Raw genomic sequence first — 24,883 nt, 5'->3', positions numbered from 1 at the left:
AATTATAATTTATAATTATTTTAGGTAAGCATTCCTCCACAAACATTCATTACTTGTCCCGTTACATACGCACTCATATCTGAAGCAAAGAAAAGACATGCATTGGCAACATCTTCAGTCGTTCCGCCACGTTTCAACGGGATTCCGTCTCTCCATCCTTTTACCACATCTTCGTTTAATTTAGCCGTCATTTCTGTTTCAATGAATCCTGGAGCAATTACGTTACAACGAATGTTACGAGATCCTAATTCCAATGCTACGGATTTAGAAAAACCGATAACTCCTGCTTTAGAAGCTGCATAATTCGTTTGCCCTGCATTTCCTTTCACTCCTACAACAGAACTCATATTGATTATAGATCCAGAACGTTGTTTCAGGAAAGTACGTTGAATGGCTTTAGTCATATTAAAAACCGATTTTAAGTTAACATCAATTACTTGATCGAAATCTCCTTCGGACATACGCATCAAAAGGTTGTCTTTAGTAATTCCGGCATTGTTTATTAGAATATCAACCGTTCCAAATTCAGCTAAAACCGCATCAACAAAAGTTTGTGCTTCATTAAAATCGGCTGCATTCGACTGATATCCTTTGGCTTTGATTCCAAGAGCATTTAATTCGTTTTCCAATGCCAAAGCAGATTCTACTGATGAGCTATATGTAAATGCGACATTTGCACCATGTTTTGCAAAAACTTCAGCAATTCCTTTTCCAATTCCGCGACTCGCACCAGTAATTATGGCAACTTTTCCTTCTAATAATTTCATATTCTATCGTTCGTTTGTATTTTTTTTATAAGACAAATATAACAATTCAATTCAAAAATTTTATGTCTAAAGCTTAAACTTTCAAAAATCTATGCATCCATTTATCCCAAAAATTACTGTAAATAGCAATTAAAGTAACTAAAAACAAAAATAAGAGATACCAAGCGTTACTGAGTAAATCTAAGAAATTCAGTTTTCCATTGGCAAAACTTAAAATCAACAAAACTTGAGCGCCATAAGGCAAAATTCCTTGTACAATACAAGCAAAAACATCAAGTAATGTAGCGGTTTTTTTGGAGCTTAAATTATATTCATCATTAATTTCTTTGGCAATGGCACCTGTAATAACAATGGAAACCGTATTATTGGCGATAGCCATATTAGTAAAACTCACTAAAGTTCCAATACCCATTTGAGCCGATTTCTTGTTTTTTATTCTGGATTTAATTTTGTAAATAACAAAATCAATGCCGCCTGCTTTTTCGACCAATGCAGCTAAACCACCCGTAAGCATGGATAACAAGAATATATCGGTCATGCTCGTAAACCCTTCGTATATTTTTTGTGCAAATACTAAAATGGTAAAATCAGCCCCAATAATTCCGATAATTCCTGCTACTACAATTCCGAATATTAAAGTTGTGAAAACATTAATTCCAACTATAGCTAGAATAATCACTAACAAATAAGGCAAAATAGTAATTAGTTCATAGCTGGATTTTGGGAGAGCAACTGCCATAACTTCAGAATTTAATCCTAAATAGAAAAGTAAAAAAATGGTAATTACCGAAGCAGGAAATGCGATGAACAAGTTTATTTTAAATTTATCTTTCATTTCGCATCCTAAAGATTGAGTGGCAGCAATGGTTGTATCGGAAATCATCGATAGATTATCCCCTAACATGGCGCCCCCCAATAAAGAACCTGCAATTAATGCGAGTGGAGAACCACTTTTTTCAGCAAGACTCACGGCTATTGGCCCTAAAGCCACTATAGCACCCACCGAAGTTCCTGTAGCAGTTGAAAGAAAAGAAGCAATCAGGAAAATTCCCAATGGAAAATAAGCCACATCAATATTGTTAATGCCTAAATTCACCACCGAATCGACCCCTCCCATGGCTTTAGTGACAGTGGCAAAAGCACCTGCAAGCAAATAAATCAAACACATTGTGATAATTTTACTCTCGCCACAACCGGAAATCAAAGTATTTACTTTATCCTCTGTAGCTTGTTTGAAAAATAAAAAAGCAGCAATAATCCCTAATAAAACGGCTACTGGAGAAGGAAATGCATAAAAATCATTAAGCCAAATTCCAGCTCCTAAAAAAGTTAAAATAAAAATGAATAACGGAAGTAATGCCAATGCATTTCCTTTTTGTTGAATGTTCTTTGTCATAAATAATGGTATAAAATAAAGCCATTACCACGACAAAAAATATAAACCAAAATATAAAAATGATTAAAACAACATTTTTTCCAAAGGATTTGGCTTATCGTTTTAGCACCTTGCTTGTTGTTGCAGGTTGCTATCCTGTTAAAGGATTCGTGATAACGGGTGCAAAAGTACTTAATTATTTATGAAATATTTTGAATTCCATTCAAAATATTAATAATCCAAAAAAAAGCGCCACATAAAAATGTGGCACAATTATAATTAAGATATTGAAAAACAGACTTTAAATAATTAAAAAGCTACATTCCATTTTGGTAATCTTCCATTTTCGTCAAGGAAATTTTGTAAAACTTGTCCTTCTACAAATGTTGGGATTACTTTAGTCTTATCATTAAATGTTTCGTACCAAACCACTTCAAGCGTGCTGATATCTTCGATTTTCATTTGTGCTGGCCAAGAATATTTTCTTCCAGTTTTTGCAAATTGGTGTCCTTCTACAATTTTATCTTTCAACCCACCATTTTTAATTTTCAAAGTTCCGTTATTTTGAACAGTTCCAGTAGAACCAACCATAATTAACTCTTTTTCATCTCCTACGGAATACACTAAAAACACTCCAGATCCTTCTGACGCATTACAAACTTCTGCTAAACTATCATCAGCAGTAAATGAAAACTGATTGGTAACTTTGAATTTTTTTAACTCTTTGTACATATTATTTTATTTTTATTTAAACTGGCTTTTACAAAAAAACACCCCACAAAATCGTGAGGTCCATTAGAAACCATTCGTTTATGTTTGTTTTTATTAGGATTACATCTGAAAAAACAGATCAATTTAATAAAGTGCAAAGATATTTCTTTAATTCAATTTATAATAAAAAAGCCCCACAAATTGTGAGGCTTTTAAAAATATTTAATTAGAGTTTAGATTAACCTAAAACTTCTTTTACTTTTTTACCAATTTCAGCTGGAGAATCCACTACGTGAATACCACATTCTCTCATGATTTGTTTTTTAGCTTCAGCTGTATCGTCAGATCCACCAACGATTGCACCTGCATGTCCCATTGTACGACCTGCTGGAGCGGTAACTCCTGCAATGAATCCTACAACTGGTTTACGGTTACCATCCGCTTTGATCCAATGAGCCGCATCAGCTTCTAATTGCCCACCTATTTCACCTATCATTACGATACATTCTGTTTCTGGATCGTTCATCAACAATTCAACTGCTTCTTTTGTTGTAGTTCCAATAATTGGGTCTCCACCAATACCAATTGCAGTGGTGATTCCTAATCCTTGTTTTACCACTTGGTCAGCTGCTTCATAGGTTAATGTCCCTGATTTAGAAACAATACCAACAGTTCCTTTTTTGAAAACAAAACCTGGCATAATACCAACTTTAGCTTCACCTGGAGTGATTATTCCTGGGCAGTTAGGTCCTATTAGACGAGCGTTTCTTTCTTTAACGTAACTATTTGCTTTAATCATGTCAGCAACAGGAATTCCTTCAGTAATTGCAATAATTACTTTTATACCTGCATCTGCAGCTTCCATTATTGCATCTGCAGCAAAAGCCGGTGGAACAAAAATGATAGTTGTATCAGCCCCTGCTTGTTCTACAGCATCTTTCACAGTATTAAATACGGGTCTCTCTAAGTGAGTTGTCCCCCCTTTTCCTGGAGTTACACCACCAACAACGTTAGTACCGTACTCAATCATTTGAGAAGCATGGAAAGTTCCTTCACTTCCTGTAAAACCTTGAACAATTATTTTGGAATCTTTATTAACTAAAACACTCATGATATATTTTTTATGTAGTTTTTAAAATTGTTATGCAAAAGTATAAAATAGTAATCAGTAATCAGTATTCAGTATTCAGTTTTTTGACACTAAATTATGATAATTGACTCATTTGATACCCCCGAAATAGTTTATTGTCTTTTATTTGCCAAATCACCATAAAATGCGCTAATAACATTTCTTCTCTAGGATTCTCAATCGTTTTTACAAAATGAGAGTACCGCACCGAAATAGTATCATTTTCACTTACAATATGAGTTATTCTAACCTTTGAACGAACGTAGGCTTTACTCAAATCACTGGAGAGGCTTAGCAAAGAATCATAATCCAATTGGATAAATCCCTTACTGCTATTCCATTCAACGATAACTTCAGGATGCAAAAAATCTTTTATGACTTCACTATCAATGAGCGCATCTGATTTGTAAAATTTCTGAACGATTTCTTTGGCAGACATATTACTTTAGTTTATTAAGAATTTCTGGTATCTTTTTGATATTAGCCAGTTGTTTCAATTTTTCTCTGGATTCTTCAATTGGAGTACCAAAATAAGATTTTCCTCCTTCAACGGATTTTGTAACTCCGGTTTGACCAAGAATAACTGCCTTTGCTCCTATTGTTATCCCGCTAGTGGTTCCTACTTGTCCCCAAATAGTAACTTCGTCTTCAATAATAACACAACCTGCAATTCCGGTTTGTGAAGCAATTAAACATTTTTTTCCAATAACGGTGTCGTGACCTACATGCACTTGATTGTCAATTTTCGTACCTTCTCCAATAGTGGTATCACCAGTAACTCCTTTATCAATCGTACAAAGTGCTCCAATTCCAACATTATCTTTAATGACCACTCTTCCTCCGGAAAGTAATTGATCATATCCTTCAGGACGTTTTTTATAATAAAATGCATCAGCACCCAGAATAGTTCCTGCATGAATAATTACATTATTTCCAATTATAGTATGATCATAAATCGAAACATTAGAATGAATCAAACAATTATTTCCAATAACAACATGATTTCCAACAAACGTATTGGGCTGTATTACAGTCCCTTCACCTATAAAAGCTGAAGTAGCTATTGAAACATTCGAATATTGAAATGGCTTGAAATAGTTCGTTAATTTATTAAAATCTCTAAAAGGGTCTTCAGAAATCAACAATGCTTTTCCATCTGGACACGCTACATTTTTATTAATCAAAACAACAGTCGCAGCAGAATTTAATGCCTTGTCATAATATTTAGGATGATCTACAAAAACAATATCGCCAGATTCAACAACATGAATTTCATTCATTCCAGTCACTGGAAAATTCTTATCACCAACATATTCACAGTCGATGATACTCGCAATTTCTTCTAAAGAGTAAACTTTTTGGAATTTCATTTATTTAGTATTCAGTGTTCAGTAATCAGTGTCCAGTATATCTGATTACTGGACACTAATTACTGTAAACTATTCTTTAACCCGTTCCATGTAAGAACCTGATGCAGTATCAATTTTAATTTTATCTCCTTCATTAATAAACAAAGGGACGTTTACAGTTGCACCCGTTTCAACAGTGGCTGATTTTGTAGCATTTGTAGCAGTATTTCCTTTAATTCCTGGTTCTGCATAAGTCACTTCAAGTATTACAGATGCTGGCATATCTACAGAAAGAGGTAAATCAGTTTCTGTATTAATACTTACCATTACATTTTCTCCTTCTTTTAATAAATCTGGCGAATCTAAAATGTTTTTATTTAAAGTAATTTGTTCGAAAGTCTCTGTATTCATAAAATGAAAATCATCACCTTCAGGATATAAAAATTGAAATTTATGGTTTTCTACTCTAACTTCTTCGATTTTATGACCAGCCGAAAAAGTGTTATCCAATACTTTTCCATTCGTTAAACTTCTCAATTTAGTTCTAACAAAAGCAGGACCTTTTCCTGGTTTTACGTGAAGAAATTCAATGATTTTGTAAATATCGTTGTTGTATTTAATACACAATCCGTTTTTAATATCTGATGTAGATGCCATTATATTTTTTATTTTTATTAATATTTTATTTTGTGATAACTGAAATAGTTTTAGTAGTTTCCAGAATATCCTTTCATTACTCCTCTTGATGAATTTCGAATAAAATCAATAATTTCATCTCTTTCTGGCGTCGCTTCCATTTCTGCTTCAATAATACCTAAAGCTTGAGTTGTATTGTAATTTTTTTGGTACAAAATTCTATAAATATCCTGAATTTCTCTTATTTTTTCAGTTGTAAAACCACGTCTTCTCAATCCAACAGAATTTATCCCTACATACGACAAAGGTTCTTTTGCAGCTTTCGTATAAGGAGGAACATCTTTTCTTACCAAAGATCCACCAGATATCATGGCATGATCTCCAATTTGAATAAATTGATGAATTGCTGCCAAACCGCCAATAACGGCATATTTCCCAACGGTAACATGACCAGCTAAAGCTACTCCGTTTACAATAATAGCATTATCACCAATGTGACAATCGTGAGCAATATGCGCAGTTGCCATTACCAAACAATTATTTCCTAAAGTAGTTTGACCAGATGCAATTGTACCTCTATTGATCGTTACACATTCTCTAATCGTACAATTGTCTCCAATTATTGCTAAAGAATCTTCTCCACCAAATTTTAAATCCTGTGGAACTGCCGAAATAACTGCGCCTGGGAATATATTACAATTTTTTCCAATTCTTGCGCCTTCCATTATGGTAACATTCGAACCAATCCAAGTTCCGTCTCCAATAACTACATTATTGTGTATGGTTGTAAATGGTTCAATAACAACATTTTTGGCGATTTTGGCGCCTGGATGAACATAGGCTAGTGGTTGATTCATCAGCTATTTTTTATTTTATATTTATCAGACTAATTAAAGAATGAACGGCATTTTCTCAAATACAGTATTCTAATTTTATCTAAATCTATTGTTTCTTAGCAATTTGTGCCATTAATTCAGCTTCAGCAACTAGTTTTCCATTTGCGTAAGCATTTGCTTGCATGTGACAAATTCCTCTTCTGATAGGTGTAATTAAATCACACTTAAAGATTAACGTATCACCAGGCAATACTTTATGTTTGAATTTAACATTATCTATTTTCATAAAATAAGTCAAATAATTCTCAGGATCCGGAACAGTACTTAATACCAAAATTCCACCCGTTTGCGCCATTGCTTCAACAATTAAAACGCCCGGCATAACTGGAGCTTCTGGAAAATGTCCCACAAAGAAATTCTCATTCATGGTAACATTTTTCATCCCCACAACATGAGTCTCAGACATTTCAATGATACGGTCAATCAATAAAAATGGTGGTCTATGTGGAAGAACGGCCATAATTTTATGAATGTCCATCAAAGGTTCCTGATGTAAATCATAAACAGGAACATAATTTCTTTGTTCAATTTTTATAATTTTTGCCATTTTTTTGGCAAACTGTGTATTTACAAAATGTCCTGGCTTATTAGCAATTACTTTACCTTGAATTCTTGTTCCAATTAATGCTAAATCCCCCACTACATCAAGTAATTTGTGTCTTGCCGCTTCATTAGGATAATGTAAAGTAAGGTTATCTAAAATTCCATTTGGTTTAACCGTAATTTCGTCTTTACCAAAAGCAACTTTTAAATTCTCCATCGTTGCAGCCGATATTTCTTTATCCACATAAACAATAGCATTATTTAAATCACCCCCTTTTATCAAGCCATTTTCCAATAACGATTCTAGTTCGTGTAAAAAACTGAAGGTTCTAGACTCTGATATCTCCGTTTTAAAATCTGAAATGCTTTTCATTGTAGCATTTTGGGTTCCTAATATTTTAGTCCCAAAATCCACCATGGCGGTAACTGAATAATGATCATTTGGCATTACCAATATTTCACTGCCAGAAGCTTCATCTGTAAAAGAAATTACTTCTTTTACAACATAAATATTTCTTTTAGCGTTCTGTTCTTCAATTTCTGCTTTTTCAAGTGCTTCAACAAAATATTTTGAAGAACCATCCATAATGGGTAGTTCAGAAGCATTCAATTCAATGATTACATTATCTAAATCACAACCAATTAACGCTGCTAAAACATGTTCAGGCGTCTGAATTTTTACGCCCAGTTTTTCTAAATTGGTTCCTCTTTGCGTGTTTACAACATAATTTGCATCTGCTTCAATAATAGGATATCCTTCCAGATCTACTCGAACAAAAGTAAAACCATTATTGACTGGAGCAGGTTTAAAAGTCATTTTTACTTCTTTTCCTGTGTGTAATCCAACTCCAGTTAGCGAAATTTCTGTTTTGATGGTCTTCTGTTTAACCATTGTTTCCATTTTTTTGGTTTAATATTTGTTTTTTTAATTCTTCTATTTCTGCAACAATTTTAGGTAAATTCTTGAAATGAACATACGATTTACTGAAATCGTTGTATCCAAATGTAGGGCTTCCTTGTAAAATTTCATTATCTTTTATATTTCGTCCCACACCTGATTGCGCTTGGATCCGAACATTATTTCCAATAGTTAAATGGCCAGAGATTCCAACTTGTCCGCCAATCATGCCGTTTTTTCCTATTTTAGTAGAACCTGCAACTCCTGTTTGAGCAGCAATTACGGTATTTTCGCCAATTTCAACATTGTGAGCAATCTGAATTTGATTGTCTAGCTTTACTCCTTTTCTAATAATTGTAGAACCCATAGTAGCCCTGTCAATGGTTGTACAAGAACCTACATCTACATTATCTTCAATAATTACATTTCCTATTTGCGGAATCTTAGTATACGTTCCATCTGGATTGGGTGCAAAACCAAAACCATCAGCGCCTATTATAGCACCCGAATGAATGGTACAATTATTCCCAATTATAGTCTCGGAATATATTTTTGCACCAGCGAATAAAATTACATTATCCCCAATTACCACATTATCTCCAATGAAACAATTAGGATATATTTTTACATTTTCGCCCAAAACTACATTCTGTCCCACATAACTGAAACTACCAAGATATAAATTATCTCCGTATTTTACACTTTGTGATAGGAAAGAAGGCTGTTCTATTCCACTTTTATTCAATTTCACTTGATTGTAAAACTCTAATAATTTAGAAAATGCGGCATACGCATCTTCCACTTTTATTAATGTAGTGGTTAAAGGTGATTCTGGCACAAAAGTGTCATTAACAATTGTTACTGAAGCTTTTGTAGAATATATATAATTAAGATATTTAGGATTTGATAAAAAAGTAAGCGATCCATCGGTACCGTCTTCGATTTTTGACAATCTAAAAACTTCCGCCATGGGATTCCCTACAACTTCACCTTCTAAAATCCCTGCTATTTGTTCTGCTGTAAATTTCATTGCGACAAAAATATAAAAAATAGATTTTAAATGGTGTTTTTATAGTAGTTGTTTTGGGAAACAGATGTAATACTTAGTTACCAATTTAGATAATGATTTTAAATTCAGCTGATCAGAAGATTCAATTACGTCCTCAATTGTACTGTCTTTTTTCAAAATTCGTATCGGTTCGGCTTCTTTGCTATACGCTTGATTTTTTATTTTGCCTTTAAAAATAAAATAATTGGCTTCTACTAAAGAAATATTATTTTCCAATGCAAAACGTTCTTTTAGCGGCTGTAATTCTTCAATCGCTACTTTTTCACTGGTTAATTTTATTTTTAATAAATCCCGATTCACAATCATTTTACTCAAAGACGATAGTATAAAATCATCCTGTTTTTGCCAAGCTTTTAAAGCTCCAATAATATCAAAATCATCTAATTGAGCAAATAAATCTAAGGTATCAGCATCAAAAGTACCTATCGTTACTTTGTTTTGCATAAAAAACAATAGCGGTTCACTACAAGGCAATTGTACTCCTTTTAATGTCAATTCTTTGGCACGTTTTAAGATTTTCATCAAAATTAACTCTGCTACTAAACTTGTTTTGTGCAGATACGCCTGCCAATACATCAAGCGTCTAGACATGAGGAACTTTTCTACGGAATAAATTCCTTTTTCTTCAATTACCAAATAATCGTCCACCACATTCATCATTTGAATCAATCGTTCCGAGTTGACATTCCCTTCTGCCACTCCTGAATAAAAGCTATCGCGTTTCAAATAATCCATTCGATCCATATCCAATTGACTGGAAATCAACTGCAACATGAATTTTCTGTTGTATTCTCCTTTAAAAACCTGAATGGCTAAACTTAACTGACCGTTAAATTCCACATTCAATTGGTTCATGAATAATAACGATATTTCTTCGTGATGCACATCTTCAACAATACTTTTTTCCATAGCATGTGAAAAAGGCCCATGACCGATATCATGCAATAAAATAGCAATGTACAATGCATTTTCTTCCTCAGAAGATAGTAAGACTCCTTTGAAACGCAACACATCGACTGCTTTTTGCATCAAATGCATACAACCTAAAGCATGATGAAAACGGGTATGATTTGCTCCCGGATATACTAAATACGACAATCCCATTTGGGAAATTCGACGCAAACGTTGAAAATATGGATGCTGAACTAAATCGTAGATTAAGGCATTAGGAATCGTGATAAACCCATAAATGGGATCATTGAATATTTTTAGCTTATTGATTTGACTCACTATTAAGTTTGTTTTTAAGGTCAACAAATATAAGTAAATTAGACTTCAAAACAGAAACGTTCCTTATTGTGATTTGTAGCCAAAAAAAACGGAGCGTTTGAAGCGCTCCGTTAGTATATTTTTTTAAAGTTTTCTAATCCAAATATTTCTAAATTGATTTTTAGAATCATGATCTTGGAGTGAAATAACATCATCACCATGCGACGAAGGATAATTATGTAAACCAATATAAAGTGTCAATCCGTTTATGGTAGTATTATTTTGTACCAAAACACCATTCAAAAACACAGTGATTCTTGCCGGAGCATCAATTCTTCCATCGGCTTTGAATCGAGGTGCCGTATAGATTACATCGTAAGCATTCCATTCTAATGGTGTCTTTACAACATTTACTAATGGTGGATGATCTTTATAAATACTTCCTGCCTGACCATTGTTGTACGTTCTGTTATTGTAAGAATCTAATATTTGTAATTCGTATCGGTTTTGAAAAAACACGCCACTATTTCCTCTAGCCTGTCCTCCATCTAAAACGACATCTGGCGCACTCCATTCCAGGTGCAACTGACAATCACCAAAAGCCATTTTGGTTTGAATGGCTCCGGAACCCGGAACAACTTCCATATAGTCTTTGTCAACAATTTTCCAGCCTGCAGGCTTGCTTACATCTTTTTGACTTACCCATTGCTCTAAGTTTTTACCGTCAAATAAAATAATAGCATCAGAAGGTGCATTTCCCAGCGTTTTAGCTGGTGCAATAACTTTCACTTCAGGTTCCCAAATTTCCGTCATTTCGGGTTTCATCAGCATTGGAGAAACCTCCGGAGGCGTATTAACATATTTGTGTTGTGCCATTGTTATCGTAGCAGAAAACAAGGCAATCATTAAAAAAGAGTTCTTGAAGTTTTTAGATTTCATAGTTGGATTCATTTGGTTTAATAAAATATAAATTTAGGGTAATTGTTCTCTTTTCAATATTAAGCTTTTTTTTTGCAGGAACTTACTTTTAATATAAATATAACTAATTGAGGGCTAAACTTTAGATTTTTAAATCAAAACCGCAAATTTATACATCAAATCCAAGAGAAACAGTTTGTTAAAAAAATTAACATAAATTTAAGTTCGTTTAGTTCGGTAAATTACGAACTAAACGTAATTTTGCAAAAAAAATTATGGCCACTACACAAAAAGAGAGGGAAGAGCTTATCGAGATGTTCGGAATTCATTTTGAGTTAATGTATAATTTACCGCCACTTGGTTCAAGAATTCTTGGATTGCTAATAATTGACGGTTGTAAAACAGGATTGACTTTTGAAGAAATTGTTGAAAAAATGAGTGCCAGTAAAAGCTCCATTTCTACAAACTTAAATTTGCTTTTAAAAATGGATAAAATTAATTATTACACTTTATCCGGTGACCGAAAAAAATATTTTAAACCTTCACCATTCAGTGAAAGATTGACAAACTACATCAAAATCCTTGATTTTGAAAAAAAAATAATAGACAAATTAATTCTTTATCGAGAGAAAACTGTCTCTTGCGCAGAAGAACAATGTAATATGGAAAATGTCAAAGCGTATAAAGTCCATGTTTGTGAAGTCGAGGAGCTTCTGATCAAAACGATTGAAAAATTCAAAAAAATAGAAATAAATAATAATTAAATCAATTTTAGTAAATTCCGGTATGAAAAAGAGATCTTTTATAAGTGCAATTTTGTTAGCAATAAGCTTGCTCTCCTGTAAAAAAGAAACCACTGCAACAGCTCCTGCTGTTATGCAGTATAAAGTAATCGAAATAGGGACATCAAACACCACTTTGTTAGCAACTTATCCTGCTAGTTTAGAAGGCATTACAGATATTGATATTCGTGCAAAAGTGGATGGATATATTGAGAAAATATACATTAAAGAGGGTCAAGAAGTAAAAAAAGGGCAATTGCTTTTTAAATTAGAGACCCAAACCGCAACTCAAGAAGCTGGAGCTGCAAAAGCAAAAGTTAGAGCGGCTCAAGTGGAGGTTAATCGTTTAATTCCTTTAGTAGAACGAAACATAATCAGTGATGTGCAATTAGAAACTGCTAAAGCAAATTTAGCAAGTGCTAAAAGTACCTATCAAAGTATTGTTGCCAGAATTAATTATGCGACTATAAAAAGTCCGGTTAATGGAATTGTTGGGACTTTGCCCCTAAGACTGGGCAGTTATGTGAGCAGCCAAACCGTAGAACCTTTAACCCGAATTTCAGATGTAAGTATTATTTATGCTAATTTTTCAATAAATGAAAAAGAACAATTGGACATCATGATGCATGCGGAAGGAAAGTCATTCCAAGAAAAAATCAATACAATGGAAGCTGTAAATTTGGTTTTGAGCAATGGTATGCACTATGAACAAAAAGGTAAAATTGAAACTTTTAGCGGACAAGCTAATGCACAAACAGGTTCTTTTAATGTAAGAGCGCGTTTTGCAAACGGGAACAAATTGTTGCGTTCCGGAGGTACCGGAAGCATCGAAATTCCAACAGATTTAAAAGATGTTATTATTATCCCGCAAAATGCGACATTAGAATTACAAGACAAGCGTATTGTACTTGCTGTGGATAAAAACAATAAAGTACAAGCGGTTCCCATTGAAGTTCGCGCAATTCCTGGCGGTAAATTTTTTGTAGTGGATAGCGGATTGAATCTAAAAGATAAAATACTTATTGAAGGTGTTGGGATAGTAACGGAAGGAACCCTTATCAAACCCGAAGTTGTTGATTTTAAAACTATAATCAATCCAACAAAAAAATAATTGACAAACTAACTATTGAATAAATAATAAAATATGTTTTCAAAATTCATTGACAGACCGGTATTGTCAACGGTGATCTCTATTATCATCGTAATTTTGGGGGTTTTAGGGTTAATCTCGCTTCCAGTTTCACAATATCCAGAAATAGCACCCCCTACGGTAACAGTAGCAGCAAATTATCAAGGCGCCAGTGCCGACGTTGTAATGAACTCGGTAGTAATTCCATTAGAAGAACAGATTAACGGTGTGGAAGACATGACGTATATGACTTCTACATCCAATAATGATGGTTCGGCTGCCATTAATATTTATTTTAAATTAGGTACAAATCCAGATTTAGCAGCAGTGAATGTTCAAAATCGGGTTTCACGAGCTACACCCCTGTTGCCTCAGGAAGTAACACGAGCGGGTGTTACAACTTCAAAGCGACAAAGTGATAATATTTTGATTTTATCACTGTATAGTGAAAACCCTGATTATGATGATACTTTTCTTCAAAATTATGCTAACATCAATATTTTACCAAAAATAAAACGGGTAACCGGAGTTGGAGAAGCAATGATTTTTGGACAAAAAGACTACTCGATGCGTATTTGGCTTAAGCCAGATGTAATGGGGGCTTATGGATTAGTTCCTTCTGATATTACTGCTTTATTGGCGGAGCAAAACATTGAAGCCGCTCCCGGACAATTAGGGGAAAGTGGTGACCAATCTTTTCAATATGCATTAAAATACAAAGGGCGTTTACAAAATGCAAAAGAGTTTGAAGAAATTATTGTTCGTTCCACCAAAGATGGAGAAGTACTGAAGTTAGGTGATGTAGCAAAAATTGAATTGGGTGCCGTCAATTATGCTAGTAATACATACACAAACGGAAACAAATCTATTGCAATAGCCATTGCACAAACGGCAGGATCTAATGCACAAGAAGTAATTGAAGGCTCTCTAAAAGTGTTAGAGCAGGCAAAAATAAATTTTCCTAAAGGAGTAAAATACGCCACATTAATTAATGCAAATGACTTTTTAGAGGAATCAATCACCAAAGTGATTCATACCTTAATTGAAGCTTTTTTATTAGTATTTATTGTTGTTTTTATTTTCTTACAAGATTGGAGATCCACACTTATTCCAGCAATTTCGGTACCTGTAGCCATTTTGGGAACATTCTTTTTCCTAAGTCTATTTGGGTTTACCATTAACTTATTAACGCTTTTTGCCTTAGTACTGGCTGTGGGAATTGTGGTCGATGATGCTATTGTAGTGGTCGAAGCGGTCCATGCCAAAATGGAAGCTGGTGAACACGATCCCAAAAAAGCAGCTCATAGCGCCATGCAAGATATTAGTAGTGCAATTATTTCCATTACGCTTGTTATGTCAGCTGTATTTATTCCCGTTTCGTTTATTAGTGGATCGGCAGGAGTATTCTACAAACAGTTTGGAATAACTTTAGCTGTTTCAATTGTATTATCAGCTATTAACGCCTTAACTCTTTCCCCTGCTTTATGTGCCATTTTCTTAAAAGAACACGATAAAAATGCTAAGAAAAAAGGTTTTGCAGAACGTTTTTATACGGCATTTAATGTTGGATTTGACATAACAACTGCTAAGTATAAAAGGTCAGTTGAATTTTTTATAAAACGCAAGTGGTTGGCCTTTTTGGGAATTGCAATTTTTGCAGGGATTTTCATCTTATTATTAAATATTACACCAAAAGCTTTTGTTCCTGGTGAAGATACAGGAGCAATTCTTTCAGATGTTTCTCTTCCGCCAGGTACTTCATTGGAAAGAACAGAGGAGGTTTTATTACAAATTGAAAACAAAGTAAAAGACATTCCCGAAATAAAAGAGGTGCTTCGTATCTCGGGTCGTAGTTTAATTAGTGGTACTGGTAGTAACTACGGAATGGTCATTGTAAAATTGAAAACCTGGGCAGAACGTAAAGATGCCAATCAGGAAATAACAGCTGTTGTAGCAGAATTATTTAAACGTACAGCTACAGTTAAAGATGCAAAAGTCCTCTATTTTGCTCGTCCTACACTTGTTGGTTTTGGTTTTACCAATGGTTTTGAATTTCAACTACAAGATCAAAAAGGAAGTACTGTTCAGGAGTTAAGTGAAGTAAACAATAAATTTTTGGCCGCTTTAAACAGCCGTCCCGAAATCAAATATGCGGCTACTTCTTTTTCTCCAAACTACCCGCAATACCGAATTGATTTGAATGTTGCTGCCATAAAAAAATCAGGTTTAACGGTTACTGATATTTTAGGAACTATGCAAGGATATTATGGTGGAGTTTATGCATCAAATTTTAACAAATTTGGAAAACAATATCGAGTAGTTTACCAATCTGATCCAGAGTTTAGAAGTAATCCTGAATCATTAAACAAAGTATTGGTTAGAAATAATACCGGTCAGATGGCTCCTATTTCAGAATTTGTGAGTTTGGTTAAAGTATTTGGCCCTCAGGCAATAGAACGTTTCAATTTGTTTACTTCAGTAAAAATCACAGGTGCTCCAAATGAAGGTTTCAGTTCTGGTGATGCCATTAAAGCCGTTGAAGAAGTGGCAAGTCAAACCTTACCTATTGGATATGGTTATGAGTTTTCAGGAATGACTCGTGAGGAAATTAGTGCAGGCGGTCAAACATTGTATATTTTCTTATTGTGTTTGGTCTTTGTATATTTCTTATTAGCAGCACAATATGAAAGCTATATGTTACCTTTTGCCGTATTAATTTCACTCCCAATTGGTTTAGCAGGAGCATACCTATTTGCTTATTTATTCAATGTAAGTAATAATATTTATTTACAAATAACACTAATTATGCTTATTGGATTGCTCGCTAAAAATGCCATTTTGATAGTTGAATTTTCTGTCGATTCCAGAAAAAAAGGGATGAGTATTACACAAGCTGCTGTTCATGGTGCTGTTGCCCGTTTACGTCCTATTTTGATGACATCATTTGCATTTATCTTCGGATTACTGCCCTTAATGTTAGCGAAAGGAGCTGGAGCTGTTGGAAACAATGCTATTGGAACTGGAGCAATTGGCGGCATGTTGATCGGAACCATTTTTGGGGTATTTGTTATACCGGTATTGTTTATCGTTTTCCAAACCCTACAAGAAAAAATTTCTACAAAACCACTTCCTATAGAAAATCAGGAATCAGATGTTGCACTTTTAGATCAAAAAAATGAAAAATAAGTTAAATAAAATCGCAGTACTTGTCGTAACAGCAATGGTAATGCAGTCGTGCTTTGTTGCCAAAGATTACAAACGACCGGAATTACAAACGGAAAATTTATACCGAAACGAAATTGTTTCGACCGATACCCTTTCACTTGCAAATGTTGCGTGGGACAAGGTTTTTACAGATCCGATTTTGCAGGAATATATTAAAAAAGGATTAAACAATAATCTTGATATCAAAATTGCTATGCAAAATATTGTGGCTGCACAAGCCACTATGAAACAAGGAAAATCGGGGTACTTCCCTACTCTTTCTGTAGGTGCTGATTGGACGCACCAAGAACTTTCCAGAAACAGTCAGTTGGGTGCCTTAATCAGTGGTGGTGGTGGTGCCACTAATGTGGACCAATATCAATTTACTGGGAATTTGTCCTGGGAAGCAGATATTTGGGGTAAAATACGCAGCAACAAGCGCGCTACTAATGCAGCCTATCTTCAAACTACAGCAGCGAATCAAGTAGTAAAAACCCAATTAATTGCTTCCCTTGCGGCCACCTATTATCAATTACTCTCTGTAGATGCTCAAATAAAATTAGCCGAAAAAACGTTGATAAACAGAAACCAAAGTATCAAAACTATTATTGCTTTAAAAGAGGCGGGAAATGTAACAGAGGTTGGCGTAAAGCAAACTGAAGCTCAAAAATATGCAACCGAAATTATCATAGCTGATCTTAAGAATACTGTTATTGTTCTTGAAAACACAATGAGTATACTTATGGGTGAAGCCTCGAAAAAAATCAAGCGAAACACTTTTGAGACACAATCCATCCAACCCTCAATCACGCTTGGCGTGCCGGCAACATTACTTAGAAATCGACCTGATGTCATTGCAGCAGAATATAATTTTATTTCAAATTTTGAGCAGACTAATATCGCTAAAAGTAATTTTTATCCAACATTAAAACTTACAGCAACCGGAGGACTTCAGAGTATTGATTTAAAAGAATGGTTTAGTGCCAATTCGCTTTTTGCAAATGTGATTACGGGTTTGACTCAGCCTATTTTCAATCAAAGGCAAATTAAAACGAGATTTGAAATTGCGAAAGCCAATCAGGAAAAAGCGTATCTTCAGTTTGAGCAATCGTTATTAATTGCGGGAAAAGAAGTTTCAGATGCATTGGCACAATACAATAATGAATCATATAAACTCACCGTTAGAGAAAAACAAGTCGATGCATTGAATAAAGCTACCGATTATTCCGATGAATTGTTGACGTACGGTTTAGCCAATTATTTAGAAGTTTTGACTGTAAAAGACAATGCTTTGAATGCTGAACTAAACTTGATAGACAATAAATTCCAACAATATAAAGCGATAATTCAATTGTACAGAGCCCTTGGTGGTGGCTGGCAATAATGAGATTGCTTGACTAATTTATTATTGATTCCTGTTTCTTCAAAACCACTGCTTATAGTACCGGCAGTGGTTTTGTCATTTATTATTATTATTATTATTATGTTTTTGATAAATAATCCGGAATTTATTTCAGTTGGATTGGAATCCAAATTTCCTCTTCGGAACTGGGGTCGTTGTTCTTGTATTTTTCTCCTAATAATTCAAAATGCAATCTGTCATCCAAAACATATTCAGAGTTGGGCAACCAGCTTCCAAAAATATACTGAAATGTTTTTGAAGCGGTCGATTCATCTCCTTTGTGAACAAAAACCGCATACAATCCTCCAGCCAAAATAATCGGCTCCATTTCTTCTGGAATTTCATTAAAATCAGTTACAGCAACGGCTGCCCATTTTTCGAACTCAGTATTGGGGTTAAAAGTATTAAAATACGACGCATCGTATTTTTGCATGGAATACAAATCGGTACCAATATTATTTTTAATTTCTTTTCGTCTTGGCATGAAACTTTTCCAAAGTTTTGCAGTTTTATTATTGGATAACGAAAGTGTAATTCGTTTACCAATTAGCTTTTTTTCAGGTAGTATTTCAATTCTTGGAATCATATAATTTTTTTAGCTTTAACAAATGATTAATCAGTCGCTAAAATAGCATAACCGTAATTATCAGACCAGCCGGATGACAAGGGCAATAATTTACGAGTGTGGGCTTCTCTGGTCATACCTGTTTTTTCCAAAACACTAATAGAACCAATGTTTCCAACAGCACAACCTGCTTCAATACGATGCAGATTCAGATCTTCAAATCCAAAACGGATAATTTCTTTTAAAGATTCTGTAGCATACCCTTTGTTCCAATGGTCTTTGTGAAATTTAAACCAAACTTCCGCATTTTTATATTTTACTTTTCCCAAATTAATTCCAATTAAACCTATAATTTGGTTTCCGGAATTTAATTCGACCGCAAAAGTAAAATGGGTCGTAAGTTCTTTATTGTTTTCAAAAATCCACTTTTCTAAAAGGAATTTTGTTTCTTCAATAACTGCTGGAATTCCTAATGTATTGAACTCATCGGTTTCTTTCAAAGAATGCAATTCGTGAATATAATCCAAATCCAATAGTGCAATTGGCCTTAGAATCAATCGTTCCGTTTTGAGAATTATAGTGTTCATTTTTTATTTTTAATAATTTATCGTTTTCAAAAGTCCCAAGCTAGCGCTCGTGCCCATTGCTAATATTTTTTATCCTTAATTCTATTAAATTATTTTTGCGGGCACGAGCAGTACGCTAACCCTAGCAGGGGATAAAACGAAGGTTTTTTCACAGACTGACGTTCTTGCGCTACAAGCAGTTTGGGATTAAATTAAGCTCATTATTCGGATTTGCCAAATCTTTCTGACATAAGACCAACTTTAAATTAAACCAAATCCCCAAGTTGCTTGTAGCGTGTGTTATGCCCAGTTATTTTGGACTAATTTTAGTTGTCCACCTTACTATATTTTTTGCAGCCTTATTATCAACCGTGTCAAATGTACCTGCGATAAATAATTCATTAGCATGAACGGATAGCACATCAACAGAACTATTCACTCCTTTTCCTAACGCTTTCCATTTTTTTCCATTCCATTTGGCAATGCTGCTTGCCTCAATATTGTCCACACTGTCAAAGAATCCGCCTGCATATAATTCTTTGTTGTAAACCATCAAAGAGCCAACACTTCCCATTTTGTCAACATTCATTCCCTTGCCCACAGAAGTCCATTTCTTGCCATTCCATTTGGCAATGCCCAATGCAGGAATGTTACCAGCTACTGTAAAACAACCTCCAGCATATAATTCGTCATTAAATACATTCAAGCTGTAAATAGTTCTGTCCGTTCCTTTGCCAACGGACTGCCATTCTTTTCCGTCCCATTTGGCTATGTACTTACAAGGCTTGTTGTCTATTGTGTCAAAGTCTCCTGCAATATATAATTCATTTTTATATAATTGCATTCCCATTATAACAGCATCAATTCCCTGACCTATTGGAAACCATTTTTTACCATTCCATTTAGCAAAATTATGTGCCACTATTTTACCAACAGTATCAAAGCGTCCACTCATATATAATTCGTCATTTATGACTGAAAGTAAGTTAACCAATCCATTTATAGAACTTACAGATGTAGTTTCTTTACCATTTACCCAAGTCGTCGATTCTCGAGTAACAAAATATCCTTTTGCTCCTCCGCCCACATCAGTCCATTTTTCTCCATCCCATTTAGCGATATTGTCTACTTTTACTCCTCCTGCTATGTCGAATGTGCCACCTGCATAAAGTTCATTATGATACACGACTAATGTCATTACTTTTCCGTTAAGCCCTTCACCAACAGATTTCCATTCTTTCCCGTCCCATGTAATAATGTTTGTTGTCTGAATACCGTTAGTTTCAGTAAAATTTCCGGCAAAAAATAATTTCCCGTCATACTCAACTATTGCTTCTATTGAACCGTCTAAATTATTGTCAAATTTCATGAATGACTGTAATGTGTCAACTTTTCTTTTATTATCTGAGGAAGTGTACTTTTGTTCACAAGAACAAAGCAGAATAAGTAGTAGCAGAGTCAGTTGTCGTGTCATTTATAGTTGTCGTGTTAATATATAATTGGGCAGAATTTATTTATATGTGTGATAAATATCATATTTTTGTTATTATCAAATATATAATAAATTCATTACAAATTATACAATCCAGTTTTGTTTTCTGATAACTTTTCTCATCAAATTGTAGTATTAAACCCAAACCATTCTTGCAAGTGCGTGAGGGATGGAAGCGGCATCCTTTCCTTTTTTCTTTAAAAAGGAAAGATACAGCGTACAGCCCGACCCAGACGGAGTTTACGGAGGATGGGTCACGCCCAAAAGCAATTCTAAAACAAAACTTAAGCGAATTGTAATTTTGTAAAATGTAACGTAAGTATGTTAAAAAATTATCATAATATTAGCAGGTAGCAGTTGCAAAAAAATGTAATTTGGCACTTTAATTTAGTACTTTAGAACACTTTTTTATACAATTATGGATAAAATAAAAATACTTTGGGTGGATGATGAAATCGACCTTTTGAAACCACATATCTTATTTCTGGAAAAGAAAAATTACGAGGTAACTACCTGTAACAATGGACTTGACGCCATTACAATTTTTGAGGAAAATAATTTTGATATTGTTTTCCTGGATGAAAATATGCCCGGAATGAGCGGCTTGGAAACCCTGTCAGAAATGAAGGAGAAAAAATCTTCGGTTCCCATGATTATGATTACTAAAAGCGAGGAAGAATACATTATGGAGGAAGCCATAGGTTCTAAAATTGCCGATTATTTGATCAAACCCGTGAATCCAAATCAGATTTTGTTGAGTTTAAAGAAAAATCTGGATCATTCCAGATTGATTTCGCAAAAAACAACCTTAGATTATCAAAAAGAATTTAGAAAAATTACCATGGAAATGGCGATGGTGAATTCCTATGAAGATTGGATCGAGTTGTATAAGAAATTGATTTTTTGGGAACTGGAATTGGAGAATATTGACGATCAGAGTATGGTTGAAATTTTGGAATCCCAAAAAACGGAAGCCAATTCGCAATTTGGAAAATTCATTGAGCGCAATTATGAGGATTGGTTTACACCAAAAGCGGATAAACCGGTTCAGTCGCACACTTTATTTAAAGAATTAGTACTTCCTGAACTTAAGAAAAAAGACAAACCTATTTTGTTTGTAGTGATTGATAACCTGCGTTACGATCAATGGAAAGCCTTTGAAAGCGTGGTGGGAAATTATTATAAACTGGAAAAAGAAGTGCCTTACTACTCTATCCTTCCTACGGCGACGCAATATGCGAGAAACGCTATTTTCTCTGGTTTGACACCGCTGGAAATGGAAAAACAATTTCCGCAATATTGGAAAAATGACCCGGAAGAAGGTGGAAAAAACCTTTTTGAAGCCGAATTTTTGACGGCGCAATTGAAACGATTGGGTTTAACCATTAAGGAAGATTATTTTAAAATAACCAGTCTTGCCGGCGGAAAAAAATTATCAGAGGGTTTTAAATCCTTAAAAGACAATGACCTGGTGACCGTAGTTTATAATTTTGTAGATATGCTTTCCCATGCCAAAACAGAAATGGATGTCGTAAAAGAACTTGCCTCAGATGATAAAGCATATCGTTCGCTGACGTTGAGTTGGTTTAAGAATTCCCCACTGTTAGAAATCATTCAACAGGCTCAAAAAATGGGTTTCAAATTGATTTTAACAACCGATCATGGTACAATAAACGTAAAAAATCCATCGAAAGTGGTAGGTGATAAAAACACGAGTTTGAACTTACGATATAAAACAGGACGTAGTTTGACCTACGAACAAAAGGATGTATATGCAGTGAAAGAACCAAAAAATGTTGGATTGCCTACCATAAATATGAGTAGTTCTTATATTTTTGCAAAAAATGATTTGTTCTTGGCGTATGTCAACAATTACAATCATTATGTGAGTTATTACAAAAACACGTATCAGCATGGTGGAATTTCATTGGAAGAAATGATTATTCCGTTTTTAGTTTTTAATCCAAAATAAAAAAGTAGTCAGTCACAGTTTTCAGTTTGTGATAGATTCTTAAACTTTAAACTTTAAACAATTTTAAAAGAATGAATATCATTTTTTCTATCGACCAACTCGAAGAAGTGGCGCAAAAAATTATTGCAAATAACCCCAAAAAAGTAATTCTTTTTCATGGAGAAATGGGCGTTGGGAAAACCACTTTGATCAAGCAATTGTGCAAAACGCTGGGCGTAAGCGGCGCTACAAGTAGCCCAACCTTTTCTTTAGTTAATGAATACGAATCCGATGACAATCAGCTTGTTTATCATTTTGATTTTTATAGATTAAATAAAGAAGAAGAGGCTTTGGATATGGGTGTTGATGATTACTTGTATTCCGGTAATTGGTGTTTTATAGAATGGGCGGAGAAGATTCCAAATTTGATTCCTGAAACACATTCGGTTATAACCATTTCATTACTTCCTGACGGAAAACGCTCACTCACCTTAAATTAAAAAATAATTATGAGTTTAGACAATATTGTAGAAATCATCCCTTTTTCAACCGCCTTAAAAGAACCCATAAAAACTTTGAACCTGGAATGGCTGAAAAAATATTTCAAGGTGGAGCCCAAAGATGAAATCGTACTTTCGGATCCACAAGGTCAAATTATAGACAAAGGCGGAATGATTTTTTATGCTAAATACAATGATGCCATCATAGGTACCGTCTCCTTAATAAAAATTGATAACACGACCTATGAATTAAGCAAAATGGCAGTAACAGATGGAGTTCAGGGCTTGGGCATTGGTAAAAAATTGATGCTACATTGCCTTGCTGTTGCCGAAGCAAAAGGAATTGAAAAGCTGATTTTATATTCGAACCGAAAATTACTGCCGGCAATTCATTTGTATGAAAAATTTGATTTTGTAGAAGTACCTTTGGAAGGTGGTGTGTATGAAAGAGCCGATATAAAAATGGAAAGAATCATGAACTAATTTTAAAAGCACATTCACTTGTATTTATCCCCATGAATAGTGTCCTTTTTTTAAAAGTTTTTACGTAAATTGTACCCTTAATTTAACAACATCAATGTCAATTACTATAACTCCATTCACAAAACAGCAACTATTACCTCAAGAAGAAAAACTTGAGGTTGCCAGAAAAAAAAGCGAGCTTTTTATAGGTATCCCAAAGGAAACCAGTTATCAGGAACGCCGTATTTGTCTTACTCCGGACGCTGTTAACTCGCTGACCTACCATGGGCATCGAGTGATGATTGAGGCTGGCGCAGGATTAAATTCCAGTTATACAGATAAAGAATATTGTGATGCCGGCGCAGAAGTCACCAATGATACCAAGAAAGTTTTTAGTTGTCCAATGATATTGAAAGTAGAGCCGGCAACACTCACCGAAATTCAAATGATGAATCCTGAAACGATACTGCTGTCAGCTATTCAATTAAAAACACGGAAAAAAACTTATTTTGAGGCTTTGACCAAAAAGAAAATTACCGCATTCGCTTTTGAATACATAAAAGACGAAGACGGAACCTATCCTGCAGTTAAATCATTAAGCGAAATTGCTGGTACTGCCTCAATTCTGATTGCTGCTGAGTTGATGATCACCAATGAATTTGGAAAAGGACTGTTATTCGGTAATATTACTGGCGTACCGCCTACCGATGTTGTAATTCTAGGTGCGGGAACTGTTGGAGAATTTGCCGCTAAAACCGCTATTGGTTTAGGTGCCAACGTCAAAGTTTTTGATAATTCTATTACTAAATTACGCCGTTTGCAAAATAATTTAAATCAGCGTATTTTTACGTCTACCATCCAACCAAAATCTTTACTGAAAGCACTCAGACGATGTGATGTCGCTATTGGTGCCATGCGTGGTAAAGAACGTTGTCCTGTAATTGTTACGGAAACAATGGTCGAACACATGAAATATGGCGCTGTAATTGTCGATGTAAGCATTGATACCGGCGGTTGTTTCGAAACTTCGGAAGTGACTTCGCACGAGAAACCAACCTTTATCAAAAACAATGTGGTTCATTATTGTGTACCCAATATTCCTTCTAGATATTCTAAAACGGCATCTTTATCAATCAGCAATATAATTTCCCCATACTTGATGAAAATTGCAGAAGATGGCGGTATCGAAAGTGCAATCCGTTGTGATAAAGGACTAAAAAATGGCGTTTATATGTACCACGGAATCCTAACAAATAGTGCCATTGGCGATTGGTTTGATTTACCAAACAACGACATTAATTTAATTGTTTTTTAAGAAAACTTTCTTCTA

General features: G+C 34.5%; 23 protein-coding genes and 1 riboswitch. Of the genes, 8 read left to right on the top strand and 15 right to left on the bottom strand.

Annotated features, from left to right (window positions below; all coding sequences use genetic code 11):
• Window positions 1-20: 20 nt before the first annotated feature.
• The 12 genes from fabG to ACNQGD_RS06190 form a co-directional block, all read right to left on the bottom strand.
• Window positions 21-767: a 3-oxoacyl-[acyl-carrier-protein] reductase gene (fabG, locus tag ACNQGD_RS06245; protein WP_035672321.1), complete on the bottom strand. Its 747-nt coding sequence runs from the start codon at window positions 765-767 to the stop codon at window positions 21-23.
• A 73-nt stretch (window positions 768-840) separates the two neighbouring features.
• Window positions 841-2,163 (bottom strand): Na+/H+ antiporter NhaC family protein, encoded by a 1,323-nt coding sequence (locus ACNQGD_RS06240; RefSeq protein WP_417998688.1) that lies wholly within the window; start codon window positions 2,161-2,163, stop codon window positions 841-843.
• A 64-nt stretch (window positions 2,164-2,227) separates the two neighbouring features.
• Window positions 2,228-2,324, bottom strand: a riboswitch (SAM-I-IV-variant riboswitch).
• A gap of 127 nt (window positions 2,325-2,451) precedes the next feature.
• On the bottom strand, window positions 2,452-2,874 hold the full coding sequence (locus ACNQGD_RS06235) for a hypothetical protein (RefSeq protein ID WP_417998687.1): 423 nt from the start codon (window positions 2,872-2,874) through the stop codon (window positions 2,452-2,454).
• Between the two features lie 217 nt (window positions 2,875-3,091).
• Window positions 3,092-3,964, bottom strand: a complete 873-nt coding sequence (sucD, locus tag ACNQGD_RS06230; protein ID WP_417993473.1) for a succinate--CoA ligase subunit alpha — start codon at window positions 3,962-3,964, stop codon at window positions 3,092-3,094.
• Window positions 3,965-4,058: 94 nt separating this feature from the next.
• Window positions 4,059-4,421, bottom strand: a complete 363-nt coding sequence (locus tag ACNQGD_RS06225) for a nuclear transport factor 2 family protein (protein WP_417993474.1) — start codon at window positions 4,419-4,421, stop codon at window positions 4,059-4,061.
• 1 nt (window position 4,422) lies between these two features.
• On the bottom strand, window positions 4,423-5,352 hold the full coding sequence (locus ACNQGD_RS06220) for a UDP-3-O-(3-hydroxymyristoyl)glucosamine N-acyltransferase (RefSeq protein ID WP_417993475.1): 930 nt from the start codon (window positions 5,350-5,352) through the stop codon (window positions 4,423-4,425).
• Between the two features lie 69 nt (window positions 5,353-5,421).
• Window positions 5,422-5,988 (bottom strand): elongation factor P, encoded by a 567-nt coding sequence (gene efp / locus ACNQGD_RS06215; RefSeq protein ID WP_113665730.1) that lies wholly within the window; start codon window positions 5,986-5,988, stop codon window positions 5,422-5,424.
• A gap of 50 nt (window positions 5,989-6,038) precedes the next feature.
• Complete coding sequence (gene lpxA / locus ACNQGD_RS06210; RefSeq protein ID WP_114754534.1) at window positions 6,039-6,824, bottom strand: acyl-ACP--UDP-N-acetylglucosamine O-acyltransferase; 786 nt, start codon at window positions 6,822-6,824, stop codon at window positions 6,039-6,041.
• A gap of 85 nt (window positions 6,825-6,909) precedes the next feature.
• Window positions 6,910-8,298 carry a bifunctional UDP-3-O-[3-hydroxymyristoyl] N-acetylglucosamine deacetylase/3-hydroxyacyl-ACP dehydratase gene (locus ACNQGD_RS06205; protein WP_417998936.1) on the bottom strand — a complete coding sequence of 463 codons (1,389 nt, stop codon included), beginning with the start codon at window positions 8,296-8,298 and terminating at the stop codon, window positions 6,910-6,912.
• Window positions 8,291-9,334, bottom strand: a complete 1,044-nt coding sequence (lpxD, locus tag ACNQGD_RS06200) for a UDP-3-O-(3-hydroxymyristoyl)glucosamine N-acyltransferase (protein WP_417996342.1) — start codon at window positions 9,332-9,334, stop codon at window positions 8,291-8,293. The genes ACNQGD_RS06205 and lpxD overlap by 8 nt, the downstream gene beginning before the upstream one ends.
• A gap of 39 nt (window positions 9,335-9,373) precedes the next feature.
• Window positions 9,374-10,603: an HD domain-containing protein gene (locus ACNQGD_RS06195; RefSeq protein WP_417998686.1), complete on the bottom strand. Its 1,230-nt coding sequence runs from the start codon at window positions 10,601-10,603 to the stop codon at window positions 9,374-9,376.
• Window positions 10,604-10,726: 123 nt separating this feature from the next.
• A complete protein-coding gene (locus ACNQGD_RS06190) occupies window positions 10,727-11,521 on the bottom strand; it encodes a 3-keto-disaccharide hydrolase (RefSeq protein WP_417998685.1) in 795 nt (264 codons plus the stop codon).
• Between the two features lie 254 nt (window positions 11,522-11,775).
• Here ACNQGD_RS06190 and ACNQGD_RS06185 point away from each other — a divergent pair, with 254 nt between their 5' ends.
• From ACNQGD_RS06185 to ACNQGD_RS06170, 4 genes are read left to right on the top strand one after another with little or no spacing between them, the layout of a single operon-like run.
• Window positions 11,776-12,264: a GbsR/MarR family transcriptional regulator gene (locus ACNQGD_RS06185; RefSeq protein ID WP_417998684.1), complete on the top strand. Its 489-nt coding sequence runs from the start codon at window positions 11,776-11,778 to the stop codon at window positions 12,262-12,264.
• Between the two features lie 22 nt (window positions 12,265-12,286).
• Entirely contained in the window at window positions 12,287-13,393 is a 1,107-nt protein-coding gene (locus ACNQGD_RS06180) for an efflux RND transporter periplasmic adaptor subunit (RefSeq protein ID WP_417998683.1), read from the top strand.
• A 33-nt stretch (window positions 13,394-13,426) separates the two neighbouring features.
• Complete coding sequence (locus ACNQGD_RS06175; protein WP_417993481.1) at window positions 13,427-16,597, top strand: efflux RND transporter permease subunit; 3,171 nt, start codon at window positions 13,427-13,429, stop codon at window positions 16,595-16,597.
• Window positions 16,587-17,999, top strand: a complete 1,413-nt coding sequence (locus tag ACNQGD_RS06170; RefSeq protein ID WP_417998682.1) for an efflux transporter outer membrane subunit — start codon at window positions 16,587-16,589, stop codon at window positions 17,997-17,999. The genes ACNQGD_RS06175 and ACNQGD_RS06170 overlap by 11 nt, the downstream gene beginning before the upstream one ends.
• A 124-nt stretch (window positions 18,000-18,123) precedes the next feature.
• Here the strand turns inward: ACNQGD_RS06170 and ACNQGD_RS06165 are convergent, their stop codons facing one another.
• From ACNQGD_RS06165 to ACNQGD_RS06155, 3 genes are all read right to left on the bottom strand, one after another.
• The gene (locus ACNQGD_RS06165; protein WP_417998681.1) at window positions 18,124-18,603 is read right to left on the bottom strand and encodes a GyrI-like domain-containing protein; all 480 of its coding nucleotides are present in this window, start codon (window positions 18,601-18,603) and stop codon (window positions 18,124-18,126) included.
• A 26-nt stretch (window positions 18,604-18,629) separates the two neighbouring features.
• Window positions 18,630-19,169, bottom strand: a complete 540-nt coding sequence (locus tag ACNQGD_RS06160; protein WP_417998680.1) for a GNAT family N-acetyltransferase — start codon at window positions 19,167-19,169, stop codon at window positions 18,630-18,632.
• 289 nt (window positions 19,170-19,458) lie between these two features.
• A complete protein-coding gene (locus ACNQGD_RS06155) occupies window positions 19,459-20,517 on the bottom strand; it encodes a hypothetical protein (protein ID WP_417998679.1) in 1,059 nt (352 codons plus the stop codon).
• A 541-nt stretch (window positions 20,518-21,058) separates the two neighbouring features.
• Between ACNQGD_RS06155 and porX the strand changes: the two genes are divergently transcribed.
• The 4 genes from porX (at window position 21,059) to ACNQGD_RS06135 (ending at window position 24,868) form a co-directional block, all read left to right on the top strand.
• Window positions 21,059-22,612: a T9SS response regulator signal transducer PorX gene (porX, locus tag ACNQGD_RS06150; protein ID WP_417996352.1), complete on the top strand. Its 1,554-nt coding sequence runs from the start codon at window positions 21,059-21,061 to the stop codon at window positions 22,610-22,612.
• Between the two features lie 71 nt (window positions 22,613-22,683).
• Window positions 22,684-23,091 carry a tRNA (adenosine(37)-N6)-threonylcarbamoyltransferase complex ATPase subunit type 1 TsaE gene (gene tsaE, locus ACNQGD_RS06145; protein ID WP_417998678.1) on the top strand — a complete coding sequence of 136 codons (408 nt, stop codon included), beginning with the start codon at window positions 22,684-22,686 and terminating at the stop codon, window positions 23,089-23,091.
• A gap of 9 nt (window positions 23,092-23,100) precedes the next feature.
• Window positions 23,101-23,574, top strand: a complete 474-nt coding sequence (locus ACNQGD_RS06140) for a GNAT family N-acetyltransferase (protein WP_417993488.1) — start codon at window positions 23,101-23,103, stop codon at window positions 23,572-23,574.
• A gap of 94 nt (window positions 23,575-23,668) precedes the next feature.
• On the top strand, window positions 23,669-24,868 hold the full coding sequence (locus ACNQGD_RS06135; protein WP_417993489.1) for an alanine dehydrogenase: 1,200 nt from the start codon (window positions 23,669-23,671) through the stop codon (window positions 24,866-24,868).
• Window positions 24,869-24,883: the final 15 nt, after the last annotated feature.

This window comes from Flavobacterium glucosi, from assembly GCF_048286535.1.
In the GTDB taxonomy this organism is placed as follows: domain Bacteria; phylum Bacteroidota; class Bacteroidia; order Flavobacteriales; family Flavobacteriaceae; genus Flavobacterium.
This window is presented reverse-complemented; position numbering and strand designations above follow the sequence as displayed.

Coding starts and splice junctions, on each gene's coding strand:
- fabG (WP_035672321.1), bottom strand. CDS start 767: ATGAAATTATTAGAAGGAAAAGTTGCCATAATTACTGGTGCGAGTCGC.
- ACNQGD_RS06240 (WP_417998688.1), bottom strand. CDS start 2,163: ATGACAAAGAACATTCAACAAAAAGGAAATGCATTGGCATTACTTCCG.
- ACNQGD_RS06235 (WP_417998687.1), bottom strand. CDS start 2,874: ATGTACAAAGAGTTAAAAAAATTCAAAGTTACCAATCAGTTTTCATTT.
- sucD (WP_417993473.1), bottom strand. CDS start 3,964: ATGAGTGTTTTAGTTAATAAAGATTCCAAAATAATTGTTCAAGGTTTT.
- ACNQGD_RS06225 (WP_417993474.1), bottom strand. CDS start 4,421: ATGTCTGCCAAAGAAATCGTTCAGAAATTTTACAAATCAGATGCGCTC.
- ACNQGD_RS06220 (WP_417993475.1), bottom strand. CDS start 5,352: ATGAAATTCCAAAAAGTTTACTCTTTAGAAGAAATTGCGAGTATCATC.
- efp (WP_113665730.1), bottom strand. CDS start 5,988: ATGGCATCTACATCAGATATTAAAAACGGATTGTGTATTAAATACAAC.
- lpxA (WP_114754534.1), bottom strand. CDS start 6,824: ATGAATCAACCACTAGCCTATGTTCATCCAGGCGCCAAAATCGCCAAA.
- ACNQGD_RS06205 (WP_417998936.1), bottom strand. CDS start 8,298: ATGGTTAAACAGAAGACCATCAAAACAGAAATTTCGCTAACTGGAGTT.
- lpxD (WP_417996342.1), bottom strand. CDS start 9,334: ATGAAATTTACAGCAGAACAAATAGCAGGGATTTTAGAAGGTGAAGTT.
- ACNQGD_RS06190 (WP_417998685.1), bottom strand. CDS start 11,521: ATGAAATCTAAAAACTTCAAGAACTCTTTTTTAATGATTGCCTTGTTT.
- ACNQGD_RS06185 (WP_417998684.1), top strand. CDS start 11,776: ATGGCCACTACACAAAAAGAGAGGGAAGAGCTTATCGAGATGTTCGGA.
- ACNQGD_RS06180 (WP_417998683.1), top strand. CDS start 12,287: ATGAAAAAGAGATCTTTTATAAGTGCAATTTTGTTAGCAATAAGCTTG.
- ACNQGD_RS06175 (WP_417993481.1), top strand. CDS start 13,427: ATGTTTTCAAAATTCATTGACAGACCGGTATTGTCAACGGTGATCTCT.
- ACNQGD_RS06170 (WP_417998682.1), top strand. CDS start 16,587: ATGAAAAATAAGTTAAATAAAATCGCAGTACTTGTCGTAACAGCAATG.
- ACNQGD_RS06165 (WP_417998681.1), bottom strand. CDS start 18,603: ATGATTCCAAGAATTGAAATACTACCTGAAAAAAAGCTAATTGGTAAA.
- ACNQGD_RS06160 (WP_417998680.1), bottom strand. CDS start 19,169: ATGAACACTATAATTCTCAAAACGGAACGATTGATTCTAAGGCCAATT.
- ACNQGD_RS06155 (WP_417998679.1), bottom strand. CDS start 20,517: ATGAAATTTGACAATAATTTAGACGGTTCAATAGAAGCAATAGTTGAG.
- porX (WP_417996352.1), top strand. CDS start 21,059: ATGGATAAAATAAAAATACTTTGGGTGGATGATGAAATCGACCTTTTG.
- tsaE (WP_417998678.1), top strand. CDS start 22,684: ATGAATATCATTTTTTCTATCGACCAACTCGAAGAAGTGGCGCAAAAA.
- ACNQGD_RS06140 (WP_417993488.1), top strand. CDS start 23,101: ATGAGTTTAGACAATATTGTAGAAATCATCCCTTTTTCAACCGCCTTA.
- ACNQGD_RS06135 (WP_417993489.1), top strand. CDS start 23,669: ATGTCAATTACTATAACTCCATTCACAAAACAGCAACTATTACCTCAA.